Source organism: Modestobacter sp. SYSU DS0290 (assembly GCF_054050955.1).
Map to the genome: position 1 here is coordinate 322,179 of NZ_JBJHAI010000001.1, position 18,875 is coordinate 341,053.

The window sequence follows — 18,875 nt, forward strand, 5'->3', positions numbered from 1 at the left end:
CCCGTCAGCTGGTGACGTCCTTGCGGGCGAAGTGGTGGAAGGCGAGCGCGGTGAACAGCGCCGACCAGACCAGCCCCTGGACGACGCCGCGGAACAGGTCACCGGAGTCGACCGGGGTCTGCAGCAGGTCGGTCCAGGCGTAGTTGAACGCGGTGGGGAACCAGTCGCGGATCGCCCCCAGCTGCTCGACCTGCTCCAGGACGGCGAAGACGATCGTGGTGAACACCGACCCGCCGACCGCGGCCAGCGGGGCGTCGGTCACCGTCGACAGCCAGAAGGCCAGCGAGCCGACGACCAGCAGGTGCACGGTCAGGTAGCCGAGCATCCCGGCCAGGCGCAGGTACCCCGTCCCCTGGTCCAGCGCCACCCCGACCGGGGTCTGCACGTCGCCGAAGCCGAAGGCGATCCCGCCGGCGACCACCGCCACCGCGACGAGCAGCAGCATCGAGCCGACCGACATGACCAGCGCGGCCAGCCACTTCTGCCGGAGCAACCGCATCCGCGGGACCGGCGTCGCCAGGGCGTACCGCAGCGACCCCCACGAGGCCTCGCTGGCCACGGTGTCCCCGAAGAACAGCGCGAAGACCACGACCAGGAAGAACCCGGTGGTCGCGAAGAGCACGAACAGGGTCAGGTTCAGCCCACTGGCGGAGGCGACGTCGACCAGGTTGACCCGGCTGTTCTCCTCCGCCTCCTCGGTGCCGCCCAGCTGCAGCGCGCCGATCAGGATCAGCGGCAGCGCCGCCATCAGCGCGACGACGCCGAGGGTGCGGCGGCGCTTGAACTGGCGGCGCAGCTCGACGCCGAGCCGCAGGGTGCGCCCGGGCCGGTACCCCGGCGCCGCGCCCGTGGTCTCCACGGTGCTCATGAGCTCTCCCCCACCAGTGACAGGAACGCGTCCTCCAGCCGGCGGCGCGGCGTGAGCTGGTCGACCGCCACGCCGGCCTGCACCAGGGCGGCGAGCGCGGCCGCCCGGCTGGTCGGCCCGAGGTCGACCACCAAGCCCTCGTCCGTGCGCTCCACCGGCCCCGTCCCCGGCAGCTCCGCCAGCACCTGCGCCGCACGCTCCGGATCGGCGTCGTCGGCGAGCCCGATGAGCACCGAGCCACCGGTGCCGACGATCTCCTCGACCGTGCCCTGGGCGATCTTCTGGCCCTTGGCCATGACGACGACGTGGCTGCAGGTCTGCTCGATCTCGCTCAGCAGGTGGCTGGAGACGATGACCGTGCGGCCGGTCTCGGCGTAGGAGCGCAGCACGTCGCGCATCGCGTGGATCTGCGGCGGGTCCAGCCCGTTGGTCGGTTCGTCGAGCACCAGCAGGTCGGGCAGGCCGAGCATCGCCTGGGCGATCGCCACCCGCTGCCGCATGCCCTGGCTGTAGCTGCGCACCGGCTTGTCCAGCGCCGCGCCCAGGCCGGCGACCTCGATCGCCTCGTCCATGTGCGCGTCGACCGGCGGCCGGCCGGTGGCCGCCCAGTAGAGGGTGAGGTTGTCGCGGCCGGACAGGTGCGGCTGCAGTCCGGTGCCCTCGACGAAGGAGCCCAACCGGGACAGCACCGGGGCGCCGGGGCCGGCGGCGTGGCCGAACACCTCGATCCGCCCCTCGGTGGGCTGGATGAGACCCATCAGCATCCGCAGCGACGTCGTCTTGCCCGCGCCGTTGGGGCCGAGCAGCCCGAGCACCTGGCCGCGGCGCACCTCGAAGGAGAGGTCCCGGACGGCGACGAAACCGTCCTTGTAGGCCTTCGTGACCCCAGTGAACCGCAGCGGCACGTCCTCGCCGTCGGCCGCGGGGGTGTCCGCCCGGCGCCGGCGCCGGCCCCAGAGCACCGCGACGAGCCAGCCGAGCAGGCCGAGGGCGGCGACCACGCCGAGCAGCACCCACCAGCGGGCCGTGCCGGCCGTGGCCTGCACCTGCCCGGCAGCCTCGGGCACCGCCAGCGCCGCACCGTCGGCCAGCCCGACGGTGTACACCGAGGCGTCGGCCGGCAGCGCGTACCCCTGGTCGGTGGAGGAGACGACGACGCGCATGGTGTGGCCGGCCTCGAACCGGTGCACGATCCCCGGCAGGGTGACCGCCACCTCGGTGGGCGCGGCGGGATCGGTGGCGAGGTCGGTCAGCGCGAGCGGCGAGACCAGCCCGGCGGGCAGCGTGGTGGTGCCGTCGGGGCCGACGTCGTAGAGCTTGGCGAACAGCGTGGCCTCCCCGGTGGGCGAGGAGACGGCGAGCCGCACCTGCGGAGCACCGACAACCTCGACCGCCTCGTCGAGCTCGGGGCCGGCGAAGGCGGCGAACTGACCGGGCACCTCCAGGGTGCCGCCGCTCAGCGCGGCGCCGATGCCACCGAGCCCGGGGACGGTGGTCAACGCCGCGGGGCTGCCGCCGGCCGGGGTCACCACCGGCTGGGTGCCGCCCTCGAGCGCGACGTCGAGGCGGGTCACCGGGTCACCGGTCAGGCCGGGGTACTCGTCCGCCTCGACGGTGCGCGAGCCGCCCTGCACCCGGCCGACGCCGCTCCCCAGCCCGGTGGGCGCCGGGTACTCGAAGCCGGCGGTGTCCACGGTGCCGTTGCGCAGGTGGGCGTCGAACCAGCCGGCCACCTGGTCGCGCAGGTCGGCGGTCACCCGGTCCGAGGCGCCGGCGTCGTGGCCGCCGTCGTACCAGGTGACCTGCACGGGGGTGCCGTTGGCGGCGATCCCGCGGGCGTTGGCGTCGGCCTCGCCGAGGCCGAACAGCGAGTCCTGGGTGCCCTGGACCAGCAGCGTCGGAGCGGTGATCCGGTCGAGCACGCCCGCCGGGCTGCTGCGCTCGAGGACGGCGGCGACCTCCGGGGTGAGCGTGCCGCTGCTGGCCGCCTCCTGGTAGGCGGCGCAGATCTCCGGGCGGAAGCGACCGCAGGTCAGCGCCTGCGCGACGGCGGCCTGGTCGGCACCGGCGAGCTCGCCCGACGGGCCGTTCCCGGCCGGCGGGCCGTCACCGCTGGGCGCCGCTCCCATGCCGAAGAACAGCCCGGCCCACAGCCGCTTGAAGACGCCGGTGTCGGTGGTGCGCGGGGTGGCCGCGGGGGTCCCGGCGTCCTCGACGATCCCCGAGGCGTCGGGGAAGAGGGCGGTGGTGAGCGAGTTCCAGGTGATCTGCGGGGCGATCGCGTCGACCCGCTGGTCGTAGGCGGCCGCCAGCAGGCTCAGCGCCCCGCCGTAGGAGGCGCCGGCCACGCCCACCCGGGGGTCGCCGGCCGCGTCGAGCAGCACGTCGTCCCGCTCGGCCAGCCGGTCGAGCAGGGTGCTGACGTCGGCGACCTCGTAGCGCGGATCGTCCAGGCCGATCTGCCCGGTGCTCGCACCGAAGCCACGGGCGGACCAGGTGAGGACGACGTAGCCCCGCCCGGCGAGGTCGCGGGCGTCGTCGGCCACCGACTGCTTGCTGCCGCCGAAGCCGTGGGCGAGCAGCACCGCCGGCGCCGGGTCGTCCGCGGTCGCGGTGGCCGGGAGGAAGAGCGTCGTGTCCAGCTCGACGGCGTCGGCGCCGCTGCCGGAGGGGATCCGGGCGTCCTCGGTGCGCACGTCCGCCGCGGCCCGCGCGGGGCTGCCGGAGTCCGCGACCAGCACGGCGACCACGGCGCCGAAGGTCAGCAGGAGGACGAGGAGGGCGGTGATGGGGGCGGTCGCCGCCGGCCGTGCGTCGAGACGCGGGCCGGGGCGCGCCGGCCCGGGAGCTGAGCGCACGTGGGCGGCAACGCGCGAGCGGCCCGGGTGGTTCCGGCCGCCGGGTTTTCTCAGGGCCGCCAGTTCCCGGTGGCGACGACGACCAGGCCCGGCGCCGGCTGGCCGGGGACCTCGAAGAAGCGCGCGGCAGGGCCGGTGAGGTCGGGGAACTGCTCGATGAGCTGGCTCGCCGCCTCCTCCTGCACCGGATCGCCGGCGGTGAAGTAGACGGTGGTGACGGCGATGTCCGAGCCCGGGTAGGCGCCGGTGCCGGTGACCTCCCAGCCGCCGCCGGAGAACTGCTCGCCGAGGTCGCCGGCCAGGCCGTTGATGGCCGTGCTGTTGAGCACGGTGATCGGGGCGCGGACCGGCCCCATCGGCACCTCCGGCGGGCTGGGGACGACCTGCTCGGCCACCGGGGGCGCCGGCGCCACGGAGGACGGGGCGCCGGCGGGCGCGGAGCTGGCCACCGGGGTCTGCGCGGAGGTCTCCTGCGTGCCCGGAGTGGCGAACGACCAGACGCTGAGCACGGTGAGCGCGACCAGCACGACGGCGAGCGCGCCCAGCGCCGCGCGCCGGGGCAACCGGCGGGTGACGCCGCCGGCCTCGTCGGGCGCCGCCTCGACCGAGCCGGAGCGGGTCGCGCCGGCTGCCTTCTCCGCCTTGCGGCGAGCGGCGTCGGCGGCCTGGCGTTCGGCCCGCTGGGCCGCGCGACCGCCGAGGGTGGCGGCCACCTCGGGCACCGGCACGGAGGCCCCGGCCTCCTCCAGCGCCTCACGGCGACGGCGGGACTCGGCGAGCCGGTCCATGCCGGCGGGCTCGGGGTCGGGCTCGAACCGGGCGGGTGCCACCGGCTCGGCAGCCGGGCGGGCGGGTGCCGAGGCGGCACCCCAGGCGGACTCGGCCGGTGCCGAGCCGGACACCCGCTGGGTGGCGTCCGGAGGCAGCGGGGCGGCTGCGGGCCGGCGGGAGGGGCGACCGGCGTCGACCCGCTGGGTGGCGTCGGCGGGGACCGGCGCCCGACCGGGCACGGCGGCGGCCGGCATGGCGGGCACGCGGCTGGTGGCGGGCGCGGGGACCTCACGCGGGATCGGCGGCACGCCGGGACGCCCGGCGACGACGGGCGCGCCACCGACGGCGGTGACCGGTCCGGTGTCGGCCACCGGCGGCGGGACGTCGGTGCGCCGGCGACCGGCTCCCGCCGGCGCGACGGGACCGGGCCGCTCCGGCGGACGGCGGACGGCGGTGTCCTCGGGCGTGGGCAGCTGGCCCCCGCGACGCCGTTCGGCCCGGCTCTGCCGGGGCATGGTCATCGCCCCGTCGGTATCCGTCGGCAGCTGGGCAGCCGCCTCGGGCCGCGAGTCGGCACGCCGTCGGCCGATCGCCACGCCGGTCTCCGGCTGGTTGTCGTCACCGTTCGACGCCGCATGCCTCCCCACGGTGAGTGAGGCTAGACGGCTCAGCCCTCGGTGCCCAGGACATCGCCGTGGTGTGCCCGCTGTCGCACCGCACGCATCCTGCGCAACCGCCGTACCAGCAGCGGATCGGCGGCCAACGCCTCCGGGCGGTCGACCAGCGCGTTGAGCAGCTGGTAGTACCGGGTGGCGGAGAGCCCGAACCGGTCGCGGATGGCGGCCTCCTTGGCGCCGGCGTAGCGCCACCAGTGCCGCTCGAAGGCCAGCACCTCGCGGTCACGCTCGGCCAGGCCGACCGGCACGGCACCCGCTCCCGCCTCGGCGTCGACCTCGGCAGGTGCCGAGGGGACGGCGGACGCGGTCTCGGTGCTCATCGGTGCTGCCTCCGGGGGTCGGGCGCCGTCGGCGCCGGTGGTCGATCGGGCTCGACGGTAGCGCCGGGCACCGACAGTCCGGGGCACCCGGGCGGGTGCCTGCGCGTCCGGTCAGAGACCGGCGGGCATGGGCGCGGCGGAGGCGCGTCGCGCCGCTCGGGCGGCCCGCAGGCTGTCCGCGGTGAAGACGGCCAGTGCCACCCAGACGATGGCGAAGCCGGCGAGCCGGGCCGGCGGCATCGGCTCGCCGTAGACGAAGACGCCGATCGACAGCTGCATGAGCGGGGTGACGTACTGCAGCAGGCCGACGGTCGACAGCGGCACCCGCCGGGTCGCCGCGGCGAAGAGCAGCAGCGGGACGGCGGTGGCCAGCCCCGAGCTCACGAGCAGGAGCACGTGGCCGGTACCGGCGTGGCCGAACGCGGCCTCCCCGTCGGCCTCCAGGAACCCGATGACCACCAGCGCCGGCACGAACACCACGGCCGTCTCGACGAGCAGGCCCGGCGCCGCCTCGACCCGCACCAGCTTCTTCATCAGGCCGTACAGGCCGAAGCTCGCGGCCAGGGCGAGCGCGATCCACGGCGGGTGGCCGTAGTCGACGGTGAGCACGACGACAGCGAGGCCGGCGATGCCGACCGCCACCCACTGCAGCCGGCGCAGCCGCTCCCGGAACACCAGCACGCCGAGGACGACGCTGACCAGCGGGTTGATGAAGTAGCCCAGCGACGCCTCGACCACGTGCCCGGAGTTCACCGCGTAGACGTAGACCAGCCAGTTCACCGCGATCAGCGCGGCGGCGGCGGCCAGCACCAGCAGCGCCCGCCGGTCCCCCACGGTCCGCCGGACCTGGGACCAACCGCGGCGCACGCTCAGCAGCAGGGCGACGAACAGCAGCGACCAGACGACCCGGTGGGCGACGATCTCCAGCCCGCCGGCCGGTTCCAGCAGCGGGAAGTAGAGCGGGAACACGCCCCACAGGCAGTAGGCCCCCAGGCCGGTCAGGACCCCGACCCGACGTTCGTCCACCGGCGCACCGTACGCCGCCCCGGGGCCGGGTTGCGCGCGGCAACCGGCGGTGGGACCCGTCGGCGGCCGCCGCCCCGTCGGCCTACCGTGGGCATGTGCCTGCGGGACGCCCCAACCCGGCCCAGTGGCTCTGGTACGCGTACGGCGGCGGGCTGCCGCCGCACCTGGCCGACTGGGTGCTGGCCGACACCACCGGGCCCACCTGGGTGGTGCGCCACCTCGTGCGCGCGCTGGTCCAGCTGGCCCCGGTGCTCGTGCTGTGCCTGCTGCTGCCGCCGGTGCCCCTGGGCATCCGGGTCACGGCGGCGGTCGGCGGCCTGGTGATCGGCGGCATGTTCGCCGTCGCCTACATGACCGAGACCACCGAGCACCGGGCGGTGAAGGCGGGCTGGCCGCCCGGGACGACGGCGCGCCTGCGCGCCGAGCGGGTGGAGCGGGACCGCCTCGAGCGCCGCGCCCGGTACCGGTCCGGGGGCGCCGGCAGCTTCGACTGACGGGGTCCCCGGGACCCGGCCGGGGAGGATGTCGCCGTGGACCCCTGCTTCTCCCGCCGTGCCCTGCTCGTCGCCGGGGGCGCCGGCCTGGGCCTGGCCGCACTGACCGCCTGCGCCGGCACCGACGTCCCCGAGGTGACCGGGGCCTCGACGGGCAGCCGCCTGGTGGGGCTGGGTGAGATCCCCGTCGGCGGCAGCTACGAGTTGTCGGTGAACGGGCAGCGGATCGTGCTGACCCGCCCGGCCGACGACGTCCTGGTCGCGTTCGACGCAGCGTGCACGCACCAGGGCTGCGCCGTCCGCCCGGCCGAGGACGAGCGGCTGGCCTGCCCCTGCCACGGCTCGGTGTTCGACCCCGCCACCGGGGAGGCGCTGGCCGGGCCGGCGACCGAGCCGCTGGCCCCGGTGGCGGTGCGGGTGTCCGGCGAGGACGTCGTGCTCGCCTGAGGAGGCTCAGTCCTCGACGCGGAAGCCGATCTTCATGGTGACCTGGAAGTAGGCGACATCGCCGTCGACGACCTGGCCGCGGATCTCCTGGGTCTGGAACCACTCGATGTGGCGCACCGTCTCCGACGCCTTGCGGACGGCGGTGCGGATGGCGTCGTCGACGCTGGTGGTGGAGCTGCCGACGATCTCGCTCAGCCGGTAGACGTGGTCGCTCACGACGGGACTCTCCTCGCAGGGGTGCTGCCCGGGTGGCAGCGGTCGCACCGACCCTGGCACGCGACCGCGCACCCCGCGACCGGGCGCCCCCGGGCGGATGGAGCCCCATGTCCGGATTGAACGGACGACCTTTCGCTTACAAGGCGAGTGCTCTACCACTGAGCTAATGGGGCGGGCCGAGGCCGGCGTCGAGGCTACCGGCCGACCCCGCTCCCCCGGACACCCGCGCTGCCGGGCCGCCGGACCGGGGAGAGGATCGGGCCATGACGAACCCGGTGGTGGCGGTCCTCGGTACGGGCGTGATGGGTGCGGGCATGGTGCGCTCGCTGCGGCGGGCCGGGGTACCGGTGCGGATGTGGAACCGGGCCGCCGGGAAGGCGCAGGCGCTGACCGGCACCGGCGCCGAGGCGTTCGGCTCCCCCGCCGAGGCGGTCGCCGGGGCCGACGTCGTCCTCACCATGCTCTTCGACGCCGACGCCGCCATCGAGGTGGTCCGGCAGACCGCGGCGCCGGCCGGCACCGTCTGGCTGCAGTGCTCGACGGTCGGGGTGGAGGGCGCCGACCGGATCGCCGAGGTCGCCGGTGAGCTCGGCCTGGTACTGGTCGACTGCCCGGTGCTGGGCACCCGGCAGCCCGCCGAGCAGGGGCAGCTGGTCATGCTCGCCTCCGGCCCCGACGAGCAGCGCGAGCGGCTGGCACCACTCCTGGACGCGATGGGCCGCAAGACGGTGTGGGCGGGCGAGGCCGGCGCCGGCAGCCGGCTGAAGATGGCGTGCAACGCCTGGCTGATCTCGATCAGCGTGGGCACCGCGCAGTCGGTGGCCCTGGCCCGCGGGCTCGGGGTCGACCCGCAGCTGTTCCTCGACGCCGTCGACGGCGGGCCGATGGACACCCCTTACGCCAAGCTCAAGGCGGGCAACATGCTCTCCGGAGAGCACCCGGTGAGCTTCGGCCTCACCGGCGCCACCAAGGACGCCCGGCTGATCCGCTCCGCGCTGCAGCTGGCCGGGGTGCCCGACCAGTTCGACGCCGCCGCGGTCGCGCTGATGGAGCGGGCGATCGAGCGGCTGCCCGACCCCGGTGCGGTCGACCTGAGCGCGCTGATCGAGGGGTTCGCGCCCGACGGCGGCTGAGCAGGGGTCCGGGCAGCGGCGCCTCAGGCGGCGTCGGAGCCGGCGGCCGGGTCGCCGGAGACGTAGGCCGCCGGGTCGCTGTCGACGGTGGCCCCCTCGGCCAGCCAGCGGGCGAACCCGGCCGGGTCGCGCCGCTCCAGCTCGTCGAGCGCCTCCTGCCGGCGGCGGACCAGCTCCTGCCGGGCGCGCGGCTCGCGCACCTGCGTGAGCGCCGCGGAGGTGCGCACCCACTCGCGGCCCAGCGCCGGCACGCTCATCGCCCGCGCCCAGGCCCCGGCCGGGTAGAGCGGGACGACGTCGGCCAGCCCTGCCGGGGTGGGCGGCACGGACCGTCGGGCGCGGTCCCGGCGGCGGGCGGACAGCAGCAACCGGACCACCAGCCAGGCGAGCCCGCAGCCGGCCAGCAGGGTGGTCACCGTCCCCCCGGCGAGCACCGCGCTGCCGCTGAGCACCAGCAGCACGCCGACCGTGCCGACGGCCGTGCGCCACGCCGCCTCGGCCACCTGGTGCCCGGACCGCCGCGGCACCGCGTCCCGGGCCACGGCCACGGCCACGCACGCGCTGACGACGGCGGCGAGGGCCACCGCGATCAGCCCGGAGCCGCGCAGGGCGACGCCCCCGACGGCGGCCAGCACGGCGCCGAGGCCGATCAGCAGGGCGAGTCCGATGCGGACGGGCAGGGCACGACGGGGCACCGGGACCTCCGGGCGGGGCGGTGACGGACAGGACACCGACGGGCGGGGCGGGGGCGGGCCCCGCGGACCGGGGATTCCCCGGACCGGGCCGGTTCACGCGCTCCCGATCGGCCCCCGGCGTGGCGCGCCGCACCCGGACGGCACGATGGCCCCCCGTGGACGGCTCGGTGGTGGACCTCGGACCGGGGCTGGCGGTCGCCGTCGTCGCCCTGACGGCGCTGGCCGCGGTCGCCGGGCGGCTGTCCGGCCTCGGTCAGGAGCGGCCGGTCCTGGTGGCCGCGGTGCGGGCGACCGCGCAGCTGGCGGCCGTCTCGGTGGTCCTGGTGGCGGTCGTCTCCTCGCTGTGGCTGTCCTCGGCGTTCGTGCTGCTCATGGTGGGGGTCGCCGGGGTGACCGCCGCCGGCCGGATCACCGGTCGCCCGCTGCGCTCCCCCGGCGCTGCGCACCGGGTGCGCGCCGCGGTGCTGGCGATCGTGGCCGGTGCGGCGCCCGTCGTCGCGCTGGTGCTGGCCAGCGGCGCGGTGCCGCTGCGCGGGGAGGCGGTCATCCCGGTCGCCGGCATCGTCATCGGCGGTGCGATGACCGCGACCTCGCTGGCCGGCCGCCGGCTGCAGGACGAGCTCGACCAGCGGCGCGGGGAGGTCGAGGCGGCGCTGTCGGTCGGGCTGCTCCCCCGGGACGCCGTCCTGGAGGTGGCCCGCCCGGTGGCCGCCACCGCGCTGGTGCCCGCGTTGGACCAGACCCGGACCGTCGGGCTGGTCACGCTGCCCGGCGCCTTCGTCGGCGTCCTGCTGGGTGGTGGGAGCGCCCTGGAGGCCGGCGCCGCCCAGCTGCTGGTGCTGGCCGGCCTGCTGGCCGCGGAGGCGATCGCCGTCTGGGTGACCCTCGAGCTGGTGGCCCGCGGCGACCTCCACGCGTGAACCGGCGCTTCCAGGGAACTCACAGCCCACCACCAGCCTCGGCGCAGAGGCGGGTCGCACAGTGGTGTCATCGCGGCGGGGAGGTCCTGCCGCGAGGTGGGAGGACCAGCACCGATGACTGAGCAGAACCGCCCGGCCGACGAGACCGCGTCGGACCGCACCGCGACCGCCGGGAGCGCCGCCGGCGGCTGGCCGGCCGCGGCTCCGCAGGGTCCGGCCACCCCGCAGACCGCCCCCGCCGGCCAGGCGGCGGCTCCCGGCTGGCAGGCGCCCACGGCGCCGGCTCCCGGCTGGCAGGCCCCGGCTGCCGGCGCCCCGTTCGGCGCCGAGCGGCAGCAGACCCAGCAGTTCGCCGCCCCCGCCGGCGGCCACCGCCCCTGGCCGCCGGCCGGCTGGGGCGCGCAGCACACCGCGCAGCAGCCCGTGAACGGCGGCCAGCCCGGCGCCCTGCCGCCGGCGTTCGCCCCGCCCGCCGCGGCCAAGCCGGCCGGCCGCTGGAAGATGGGCCTGGCCGGTCTGGTCGCCGGTGCGCTGATCGGCGGCGGCGCCGGCGCCGGCGTGGTCGCGCTGACCGACGACGGCGGCTCGGCCACGCCGGGCACGGCGAGCGCCCAGAGCGTCACCATCACCGACCCCGAGCGGGCGACGACGGCCACCGCCGCGGCGGCCAAGGCCGCGCCGAGCGTGGTGACCCTCTACGTCAGCGCCGGCTCCGGCTCGGGTTCCGGTTCGGGCGTCGTCCTCTCCGAGGACGGCTACGTGCTGACCAACAACCACGTGGTCTCCCTCGACGGCGCGGGCGGGAACGCGACGGTGCAGGTCCGCACCAGCGACGGCACGCTCTACGACGCCACCGTGGTGGGCACCGACCCGTCCTCGGACCTGGCCGTGGTGCGGCTGACCGACGCCAGCGGGCTGACCCCGGCCGGGTTCGCCGACTCCGACGAGGTGCAGGTCGGCGACCTCGCGGTGGCCATCGGCGCCCCGCTGGGGCTGTCCAACACGGTCACCGACGGCATCATCAGCGCGACCAACCGCGCCGTGCAGACCGGCTCGACCCAGGACGAGAGCACGGTGATCGACGCGATCCAGACCGATGCGGCGATCAACCCCGGCAACTCCGGTGGCGCGCTGGTCGACGCGGCGGGTGAGGTGATCGGCATCAACACCGCCATCGCCACCGTGCCCAGCAACGGCATGCCCGGCCAGGAGAGCCAGAGCGGCAACATCGGCGTGGGCTTCGCCATCCCGTCGAACACCGCGCAGCGGATCGCCCAGCAGATCATCGAGACCGGCTCGGCCAGCCACGCGCTGCTCGGCGTCACCGCCCGCACCGCGGCGGCCAACGGCTCCCCCGTCGGCACCGGCGCCCAGCTGGTCGACGTCAACCCCGGCAGCCCGGCGGCCGACGCCGAGCTGCGCTCCGGGGACGTGATCACCGCCGTGGGCAACCGGCCGATCACCACCTCCACCGAGTTGACCGCGGCGATCCGCTCCGCGGAGCCCGGGGACACGGTCACCCTGACCGTGCGCCGCGGCTCGGACAGCCAGCGGGTCGAGGTCACCCTCGACGAGACCAGCTGACCGGTCGCACCCCCACCCGACGACAGGGACCCCGCAGCCGCACCCCGCGGCTGCGGGGTCCTCGTCGTTGCTCCTAGGCTCGTGCGGGTGCCGGGCCCGCAGCAGTCACCGTCCCTGGCCGTTCCCCTCGCCGGAGCGCTGGACGACCCCCAGCGGGCCGCCGACCTGCGGAGGATGAAGCGGCTGGCCACCGGCTTGTTCGGGGTCGCCGCCGCCGTCTTCCTGGCCTGCGTGCTGCTCGGCGAGGACGCCGGGGCCTGGGTCGGCTACGTCCGGGCGACCGCGGAGGCCTCCATGGTCGGCGCGCTCGCCGACTGGTTCGCGGTGACCGCGCTCTTCCGGCACCCGCTGCGGCTGCCGATCCCGCACACCGCGATCATCCCGCGCAAGAAGGACCAGATCGGCACCAGCCTGGGCGCCTTCGTGCAGGAGAACTTCCTGACCCGGGCGGTGGTCGAGGAGCGGCTGGCCACCGTCGACGTCCCCGGCCGGCTCGGTGCGTTCCTGGCCTCGCCGGGCCGTGCGGAGCGGCTCGCCGGCGACGCCGGCGCGGCGCTGGGCGCACTCACCGACCTGCTCAAGGACGACGAGCTGCAGCCGGCCGTCGCGGGCTTCGTCGACCGGAAGCTCCGGGAGACCCCGGCCGCCCCCGCCGTCGCGCGGGGCCTGGAGCTGATGGTCGACGGTGACCGGCACCAGGAGGTGCTCTCCGCGGCGCTGACCGGGCTGGCGAACTTCCTGGCGGACAACCGGCTGGTGTTCCGCGCGCGGCTGGGCGACGCCTCCCCGGCCTGGGTGCCGGACTGGGTCGACGACCGGGTGTTCGACCGGGTCTTCGACCTGCTGCAGGGCTTCCTCGCCGAGGTGGGCGCCGACCCGCGGCACGAGCTGCGGCGCAGCTACGACCAGCGGCTGCGGGCGTACGTGCACCGGCTGCGCACCGACCCGGCGGCCGCGGCCCGGGTGGAGCAGTTCAAGGAGGAGCTGCTCGACCACCCGGCGGTGCGCACCTGGTCCGGGTCGCTGTGGACGACGGCGAAGACCGCGGTCCTCACCGCCGCCGCCGACCCGGACTCCGAGCTGCGCGCCCGGGTGGTCGGCCTGATCCGCTCCGGCGCCGGGGTGCTGCAGACCGACCCGACGGTCCGGGAGCTGGTGCAGCGGCAGTCGGTGCGTGCCGCCGGCTACGTGGTGGAACGGTTCGCCGGCGACGCGGCGGACCTGGTCGGGACCACGGTGGCCCGCTGGGACACCGAGGAGACCAGCCGCCGCATCGAGCTGCAGGTCGGGCGCGACCTGCAGTGGATCCGGGTCAACGGCACCGTCGTCGGTGGCCTGGCCGGGCTGGTCATCTACACCGTCGCCCAGCTGCTCGGCTGAGCGCCGCCACTACCGCCGGGCGGTGGCGGCGGCGAACAGCGCGATGCCGGCGGCGACGCTGACGTTCAGCGACTCGGTCTCCCGGGCGATCGGGATGGAGACGACGACGTCGCAGCGCTCGCGGACCAGCCGGGACAGCCCGGCGCCCTCGGCACCCACCACCAGCGCGACCGGGTCGGCCAGCCCGTCGTACTCGTGGATGCTCATGTCCCCGTCGGCGGCCAGGCCGACGGTCTGCAGGCCGGCGTCCTGGTAGGAGGCCAGGCTGCGGGCCAGGTTGGTGGCCCGGGCGACCTGCAGCCGCGCGGCGGCGCCGGCGCTGGTCCGCCAGGCCGAACCGGTCATGCCGACCGCCCGGCGCTGCGGGATGACCACGCCGTGCGCGTCGAACGCCGCGGCCGAGCGGATGATCGCGCCCAGGTTGCGCGGGTCGGTCACCCCGTCCAGCGCCACCAGCAGCGGCGGGCGGCCGGAGTCCCGGGCGATGTCGAGCAGGTCGTCGGGGTGCGCGTAGTCGTAGGGCGGCACCATCAGGCCGATGCCCTGGTGCAGCGCCCCGTCGCTCATCCGGTCGAACTCGGGCCGGCCGACCTCCATCAGCGGCAGCCCGCGGTCGGCGGCCAGCTGCACCGACTCGGCGATCCGCTCGTCGGTGGCGGCACCACCCCGGGAGTCGCCGGTGACCACGTAGAGCGCCGTCGCCGGGATCTGCGCGCGCAGCGCCTCCAGCACCGGGTTGCGGCCCAGCAGCAGCTCCGGCGCCTCCTCGTTGCGGCGCTGCACCCGGGCCCGGTTGTCCTGCCGGGCAGCAGCGGCCTTGGCCTTCTTGTAGGCCGGGTGGTGCGGCCGCGCGGCGGCCGGCGGGGTGGCGCCCCGGCCGGCCAGCGACCGGCGGTTCTTGCCGCCCGTCCCGGTCGTGGCGGTCTTCTTGCCGGCTCCGCTGCTGCGGCCCCGGCGCTGGCTGTTGCCGGCCATCAGGTCGTCAGCTCCCATCGCGTGCCCTGGGGGGTGTCCTCGACCTGCACGCCCAGGGCGCCGAGCTGGTCACGGATGGCGTCGGCGGCCGCGTAGTCCTTGCGGGCGCGGGCCGCGGTGCGCTGCTCGAGCGCGAGGTGGACCAGGCCGTCGGTGACCTCGACCAGGCGCCGGTCGCCGGCGTCGGCCCACTGCGGGTCGAGCGGGTCCAGCCCCAGCACGGCGAGGCCGGCCCGGACCGGGCCCAGCAGCTCGGCGACCCGGTCGTCGTCGCCGTCGGTGAGGGCGGTGTTGCCCGCGCGCACCTGCTCGTGCAGGTGGGCGACGGCCGCCGGGGTGCCCAGGTCGTCGTCCATCGCGGCGGCGAACTCGGGGGTGGGCTCCTGCTTGCCGCTGTCGGCCCCGACCCGCTCGGCCGCCTTGCGGACGAAGGACTCGATCCGCCGGTAGGCGACCCCGGCCTCCTCCAGCGCCGCGTCGGTGAACTCGATCGTCGACCGGTAGTGCGGGGCGACCAGGTAGTAGCGCAGCTCCACCGGGCGGACCCGCCGGACGACCTCGTCGACCAGCGCGGTGTTGCCCAGCGACTTGCTCATCTTCTCGCCGCCCATGGTCACCCAGGCGTTGTGCAGCCAGTACCGGGCGAACCCGTCGCCGGCGGCCTGGGACTGGGCGCGCTCGTTCTCGTGGTGCGGGAAGCGCAGGTCCAGCCCGCCACCGTGCACGTCGAACTCCGCCCCCAGGTACTTCTCGGCCATGGCCGAGCACTCCAGGTGCCAGCCGGGGCGCCCGCGCCCCCAGGGCGTCGGCCAGGAGGCGGTGTCCGGCTCGCCCGGCTTGGCCGACTTCCACAGCGCGAAGTCGCGGGGGTCGCGCTTGCGCTCGTCGGTGTCGGTGTCCGCCGCCGGCTGCAGGTCGCCGAGCTTCTGGCCGGTCAGCTCGCCGTAGCCGGGGAAGGACCGGACGTCGAAGTAGACGTCGCCGTCGACGGTGTAGGCGTGCCCGCGCTCGATGAGCCGCTCGATCAGCTCGACCATCTCCGGCACGTGCCCGGTCGCCCGCGGCTCGTAGGTGGGCGGCAGGGTGCCCAGCACCTCGTAGGCACGGGTGGCCGCCCGCTCGTTCTCGTACGCCCAGGCCCACCACGGGACGCCGGCCGACGCGGCCTTGGTGAGGATCTTGTCGTCGACGTCGGTGACGTTGCGGACGTAGGTGACCTCGTTGCCCCCGTGCTCCAGCCAGCGGCGGAGCACGTCGAAGGCGACGGCGAAGCGGATGTGCCCGATGTGCGGCGGGCCCTGCACGGTCAGGCCACAGACGTACATGGAGACCTGTCCTGCACGCAGGGGCGTGAAGTCACGCACGGCACGCGCGGCCGTGTCGTACAGGCGGAGGCTCACCCGGTCGATCCTACGGGCGCCGGCGAGACGCTCCGGACCACGAGCGCAGTGGCCACCGCGGCCCGCCCCTCACCGCGCCCGGTCAGCCCGAGGCCGTCGGTGGTGGTGGCGGTCAGGCCGACCGGTGCGCCGAGCGCCGCGGAGAGCACGGCCTCGGCCTCGGCCCGCCGCTGCGACACCTTCGGGGTGTTGCCGATCAGCTGCACGCTGGCGTTGCCGACCGCCCAGCCGGCCTCGGCGAGCACCGCACGGACGTGCTCGAGCACGGCGGCGCCCCGGGCGCCGGACCAGCGCGGGTCGTCGGTGCCCAGCAGGCCGCCGATGTCGCCCAGGCCCGCGGCGGAGAGGACGGCGTCGGTGAGCGCGTGGGCGACGACGTCGCCGTCGGAGTGCCCGGCGCAGCCGTCGGCGCCCGGCCACTCCAGCCCGGCCAGCCAGCACGGCCGGCCGGCCTCGATCGGGTGCACGTCGGTGCCGATGCCGACGCGGGGCAGGTCGGTCACAGCTGCAGCTCCGCGAGGGCGAGGTCGTGCGCCACGGTGATCTTGGCAGCCCGCTCGTCCCCGGCGACCGTGCGCACCGGGATGCCGGCGGCGCGCACCACCGAGGCGTCATCGGTGAACTCCGCCGCCGCCCCGGCCGTCCGCGCGTACGCCTCGACCAGGGTGTCGCCGTCGAACCCCTGCGGCGTCTGCACGCGGCGCAGCGGTGGGCGCGGGACGTCGGCGGCGACCACGCCGTCGTCGTCGACCACGACCGTGGTGTCCACGACCGGGAGCACCGGGACGACGGCGCGGGCGCCGGCGGCCAGGGCGGCCAGCACCCGCGCGACGACGTCGGGCGGGGTGAGCGGGCGGGCCGCGTCGTGCACCAGCACCGCGGTGCGCCCCCGGTCGCCGGCCCGGGCGCGGGCGGCGGCCAGCGCGGCCCGGACCGAGGCGGTGCGGGTGTCGCCACCGACCACCACGTGCACGTCAGCGGGGAGGACGGCGGCGAAGGCGGCCTGCTGCGGGCCGGGAACGGCGACGACGACCTCGTCGACCCCGCCGGCGCGCAGTGCGTCGACCGCCCAGCAGACCAGCGGCCGGCCACCGAGCGGGACCAGCGCCTTCGGCAGCTCTGCCCCCAGACGCAGACCACTCCCGGCCGCTGCGACGATGCCGACAGCGTGCACGGGAGTGGTCCGGGTGGTGCGGGGGTGGTGCTGGCTCAGGAGGCCAGCACCTCGTCGAGGAGGACCTCGGCCTTGTCCTCGTTGGTGCCCTCGGCGAGCGCGAGCTCGCTGACCAGGATCTGGCGGGCCTTGGACAGCATCCGCTTCTCGCCGGCGGAGAGGCCACGGTCCTTGTCGCGGCGCCACAGGTCGCGGACGACCTCGGCGACCTTGTTCACGTCACCGGAGGCCAGCTTCTCGAGGTTGGCCTTGTACCGACGCGACCAGTTGGTCGGCTCCTCGGTGTGGGGGGCGCGCAGCACCTCGAACACCCGGTTGAGCCCCTCCTGGCCGACGACGTCGCGAACGCCGACGATCTCGGCGTTGTCGGCCGGCACGCGGACGGTCAGGTCGCCCTGGGCGACCTTCAGCACGAGGTACGACTTCTCGACGCCCTTGATGGTGCGCTGCTCGATCGCCTCGATGAGCGCCGCGCCGTGGTGCGGGTAGACAACGGTCTCGCCAACAGTGAAGCCCATGTGGATGTGACCCCTTTCGCTCACCCCAGGTTACCACGGGAGAATGCCACCGGGCTCGGCAGAGTGCGACAAACGTGCAGGTCAGGGGCCTGAGCGAGGTCAGCCGGGGGTTGACAGGGAGGTGGTCGGTGTGCAGTCGGAGGACGTCGCGCGCCGCTCCGGACCGCTCGCGACCGCCGCGGCGCTGGCCCGCGCGACCCACCTCGGGCCGGCGCTGGCGGTCACCACCGTCGCCGTCCTGCTGGCGCTCGCCGCCGGTGTCCCCGCGGGGCGGACCGTGCTGGTCGGCGTGGCGGTGCTGGCCGGGCAGGCCTCGATCGGCTGGTGCAACGACTGGTTGGACGCCGACCGGGACCGGGCCGTCGGGCGCACCGACAAGCCCGTCGTTCAGGGCCTGCTCACCCCGGCGCTGCTGGGCCGGGCGACGTTCGTCGCCGTCGCCGTCGCGATCGGCACGTCCCTGGCCCTGGGCGTCGTGCCCGGGCTGCTGCTGCTCGTGCTGGTCGCCAGCGGGCTGGCCTACGACGCCGGCCTCAAGCGCACCGCGCTGTCACCACTCCCCTACCTGACCGGATTCGGCGCGCTCCCCGCCGGCGTGGTCGCCGCCGCTCCCGGCGCACCCGCCGCACCCTGGTGGCTGGTGGCCGCCGGGGCGGCGCTCGGCGGTGCGGCCCACGTCGCCAACGTGGCACCCGACGTCGACGACGACCTGGCCACCGGCGTCCGCGGCCTGCCGCACCGGGTCGGGCCGGTGCCCTCGGCGATCGCCGGCGCGCTGCTGCTCGGAGCGGCGTCACTGCTGCTGGTGCTCGGCCCCGCCGGTCCGCCGAGCGCGCTGGGCTGGCTGGCCTGCGTCGTCGCGGCCCCCGCCGTCGTGGTCGCGGCGATGGCCGGCAGCCCGCGGGCCCGGCGGCTGGCCTTCCCCGCGGTGATGCTGCTGACCGTGCTCGACGTCGTCCTGCTGCTCGCCGGCGGCGCGGCGCTCACCTAGAGCGCATGCGTGCCGCGCAGCTGCCCCTGCTCGACCACGGCCTCCAGGGCGCGCAGCCGGCCGAGCCCGGCCAGCGGCTGGCGCATCCACCGGTTGCCGGCCAGGTGGTCGGCGCGCAGACCGACAGCGGCTCGGCGAGTCGGCCCAGCGCCTCGGCGCGGGTGTCGGTCTGCAGGAACAGCGCCTGCTCACCGAGCTCGGCCGCCCGGCGCCGCGACTCGACCAGCAGCACCGGCTGGTCCGGCGCGTCGAGGAGGTGGCCGCCGAGCTGGTCGGCGGAGCACCAGCGCCGGGTGTCCGGCGCCTGAGCTGGGAAGTCGGCCGTGGCCGGGGCACCGGCAGCGCGCCCCCGCGGTGCGCGCGCACTCGCCACGGGCCTCACCTCCCAGCGGACATCGCGGGGGGACCGTTACGCTCACCGCGACTCG

At 76.2% G+C, this 18,875-nt stretch carries 19 protein-coding genes and 1 tRNA gene; 7 read left to right on the forward strand and 13 right to left on the reverse strand.

Annotated elements, in window-relative coordinates:
* Positions 1-4 precede the first annotated feature (4 nt).
* From ACI795_RS01595 to rarD, 5 genes are all read right to left on the reverse strand, one after another.
* The gene (locus tag ACI795_RS01595) at positions 5-868 is read right to left on the reverse strand and encodes an ABC transporter permease (RefSeq protein WP_457073349.1); all 864 of its coding nucleotides are present in this window, start codon (positions 866-868) and stop codon (positions 5-7) included.
* A complete protein-coding gene (locus ACI795_RS01600; RefSeq protein WP_457073351.1) occupies positions 865-3,726 on the reverse strand; it encodes an alpha/beta fold hydrolase in 2,862 nt (953 codons plus the stop codon). Before ACI795_RS01600 ends, ACI795_RS01595 begins: the two co-directional genes overlap by 4 nt.
* 50 nt (positions 3,727-3,776) lie before the next feature.
* On the reverse strand, positions 3,777-5,144 hold the full coding sequence (locus ACI795_RS01605) for a LytR C-terminal domain-containing protein (protein WP_457073352.1): 1,368 nt from the start codon (positions 5,142-5,144) through the stop codon (positions 3,777-3,779).
* A gap of 20 nt (positions 5,145-5,164) precedes the next feature.
* Positions 5,165-5,494 (reverse strand): DUF3263 domain-containing protein, encoded by a 330-nt coding sequence (locus ACI795_RS01610; RefSeq protein ID WP_457073353.1) that lies wholly within the window; start codon positions 5,492-5,494, stop codon positions 5,165-5,167.
* A gap of 111 nt (positions 5,495-5,605) precedes the next feature.
* On the reverse strand, positions 5,606-6,520 hold the full coding sequence (gene rarD / locus ACI795_RS01615) for an EamA family transporter RarD (RefSeq protein ID WP_457073355.1): 915 nt from the start codon (positions 6,518-6,520) through the stop codon (positions 5,606-5,608).
* Between the two features lie 95 nt (positions 6,521-6,615).
* On the opposite strand from rarD, the gene ACI795_RS01620 reads away from it, so the two are divergent.
* Positions 6,616-7,014 (forward strand): DUF5313 family protein, encoded by a 399-nt coding sequence (locus ACI795_RS01620; RefSeq protein WP_457073357.1) that lies wholly within the window; start codon positions 6,616-6,618, stop codon positions 7,012-7,014.
* A gap of 36 nt (positions 7,015-7,050) precedes the next feature.
* Positions 7,051-7,461: a Rieske (2Fe-2S) protein gene (locus ACI795_RS01625; protein WP_457073359.1), complete on the forward strand. Its 411-nt coding sequence runs from the start codon at positions 7,051-7,053 to the stop codon at positions 7,459-7,461.
* A 6-nt stretch (positions 7,462-7,467) separates the two neighbouring features.
* On the opposite strand, the gene ACI795_RS01630 is transcribed toward ACI795_RS01625, so the two are convergent.
* Positions 7,468-7,677 carry a dodecin gene (locus ACI795_RS01630; RefSeq protein ID WP_036334618.1) on the reverse strand — a complete coding sequence of 70 codons (210 nt, stop codon included), beginning with the start codon at positions 7,675-7,677 and terminating at the stop codon, positions 7,468-7,470.
* Positions 7,678-7,775: 98 nt separating this feature from the next.
* Positions 7,776-7,850 (reverse strand) — tRNA-Thr (locus tag ACI795_RS01635).
* 90 nt (positions 7,851-7,940) lie between these two features.
* Here ACI795_RS01635 and ACI795_RS01640 point away from each other — a divergent pair.
* A complete protein-coding gene (locus ACI795_RS01640; protein WP_457073360.1) occupies positions 7,941-8,810 on the forward strand; it encodes an NAD(P)-dependent oxidoreductase in 870 nt (289 codons plus the stop codon).
* Positions 8,811-8,833: 23 nt separating this feature from the next.
* Here the strand turns inward: ACI795_RS01640 and ACI795_RS01645 are convergent, their stop codons facing one another.
* Entirely contained in the window at positions 8,834-9,505 is a 672-nt protein-coding gene (locus ACI795_RS01645; protein ID WP_457073361.1) for a hypothetical protein, read from the reverse strand.
* 155 nt (positions 9,506-9,660) lie between these two features.
* Between ACI795_RS01645 and ACI795_RS01650 the strand changes: the two genes are divergently transcribed.
* From ACI795_RS01650 to ACI795_RS01660, 3 genes are all read left to right on the forward strand, one after another.
* Complete coding sequence (locus ACI795_RS01650; RefSeq protein ID WP_457073363.1) at positions 9,661-10,425, forward strand: ABC transporter permease; 765 nt, start codon at positions 9,661-9,663, stop codon at positions 10,423-10,425.
* Positions 10,426-10,539: 114 nt separating this feature from the next.
* Positions 10,540-12,009 carry a S1C family serine protease gene (locus tag ACI795_RS01655; RefSeq protein WP_457073364.1) on the forward strand — a complete coding sequence of 490 codons (1,470 nt, stop codon included), beginning with the start codon at positions 10,540-10,542 and terminating at the stop codon, positions 12,007-12,009.
* 87 nt (positions 12,010-12,096) lie between these two features.
* On the forward strand, positions 12,097-13,389 hold the full coding sequence (locus ACI795_RS01660; RefSeq protein ID WP_457073366.1) for a DUF445 domain-containing protein: 1,293 nt from the start codon (positions 12,097-12,099) through the stop codon (positions 13,387-13,389).
* 9 nt (positions 13,390-13,398) lie between these two features.
* On the opposite strand, the gene rlmB is transcribed toward ACI795_RS01660, so the two are convergent.
* The 5 genes from rlmB to ACI795_RS01685 are packed head-to-tail and all read right to left on the reverse strand — an operon-like array spanning position 13,399 to position 17,456.
* Positions 13,399-14,382 (reverse strand): 23S rRNA (guanosine(2251)-2'-O)-methyltransferase RlmB, encoded by a 984-nt coding sequence (gene rlmB, locus ACI795_RS01665; protein WP_457073367.1) that lies wholly within the window; start codon positions 14,380-14,382, stop codon positions 13,399-13,401.
* Positions 14,364-15,764, reverse strand: a complete 1,401-nt coding sequence (gene cysS / locus ACI795_RS01670) for a cysteine--tRNA ligase (protein ID WP_457073369.1) — start codon at positions 15,762-15,764, stop codon at positions 14,364-14,366. The genes rlmB and cysS overlap by 19 nt, the downstream gene beginning before the upstream one ends.
* Positions 15,761-16,267 (reverse strand): 2-C-methyl-D-erythritol 2,4-cyclodiphosphate synthase, encoded by a 507-nt coding sequence (ispF, locus tag ACI795_RS01675; RefSeq protein WP_457073370.1) that lies wholly within the window; start codon positions 16,265-16,267, stop codon positions 15,761-15,763. Before ispF ends, cysS begins: the two co-directional genes overlap by 4 nt.
* Positions 16,264-16,938: a 2-C-methyl-D-erythritol 4-phosphate cytidylyltransferase gene (ispD, locus tag ACI795_RS01680; RefSeq protein WP_457073372.1), complete on the reverse strand. Its 675-nt coding sequence runs from the start codon at positions 16,936-16,938 to the stop codon at positions 16,264-16,266. The genes ispF and ispD overlap by 4 nt, the downstream gene beginning before the upstream one ends.
* A gap of 35 nt (positions 16,939-16,973) precedes the next feature.
* Positions 16,974-17,456, reverse strand: a complete 483-nt coding sequence (locus ACI795_RS01685) for a CarD family transcriptional regulator (protein WP_153362320.1) — start codon at positions 17,454-17,456, stop codon at positions 16,974-16,976.
* Positions 17,457-17,586: 130 nt separating this feature from the next.
* Between ACI795_RS01685 and ACI795_RS01690 the strand changes: the two genes are divergently transcribed.
* The gene (locus tag ACI795_RS01690) at positions 17,587-18,447 is read left to right on the forward strand and encodes a UbiA family prenyltransferase (protein ID WP_457073373.1); all 861 of its coding nucleotides are present in this window, start codon (positions 17,587-17,589) and stop codon (positions 18,445-18,447) included.
* The last annotated feature ends 428 nt before the right edge of the window (positions 18,448-18,875 follow it).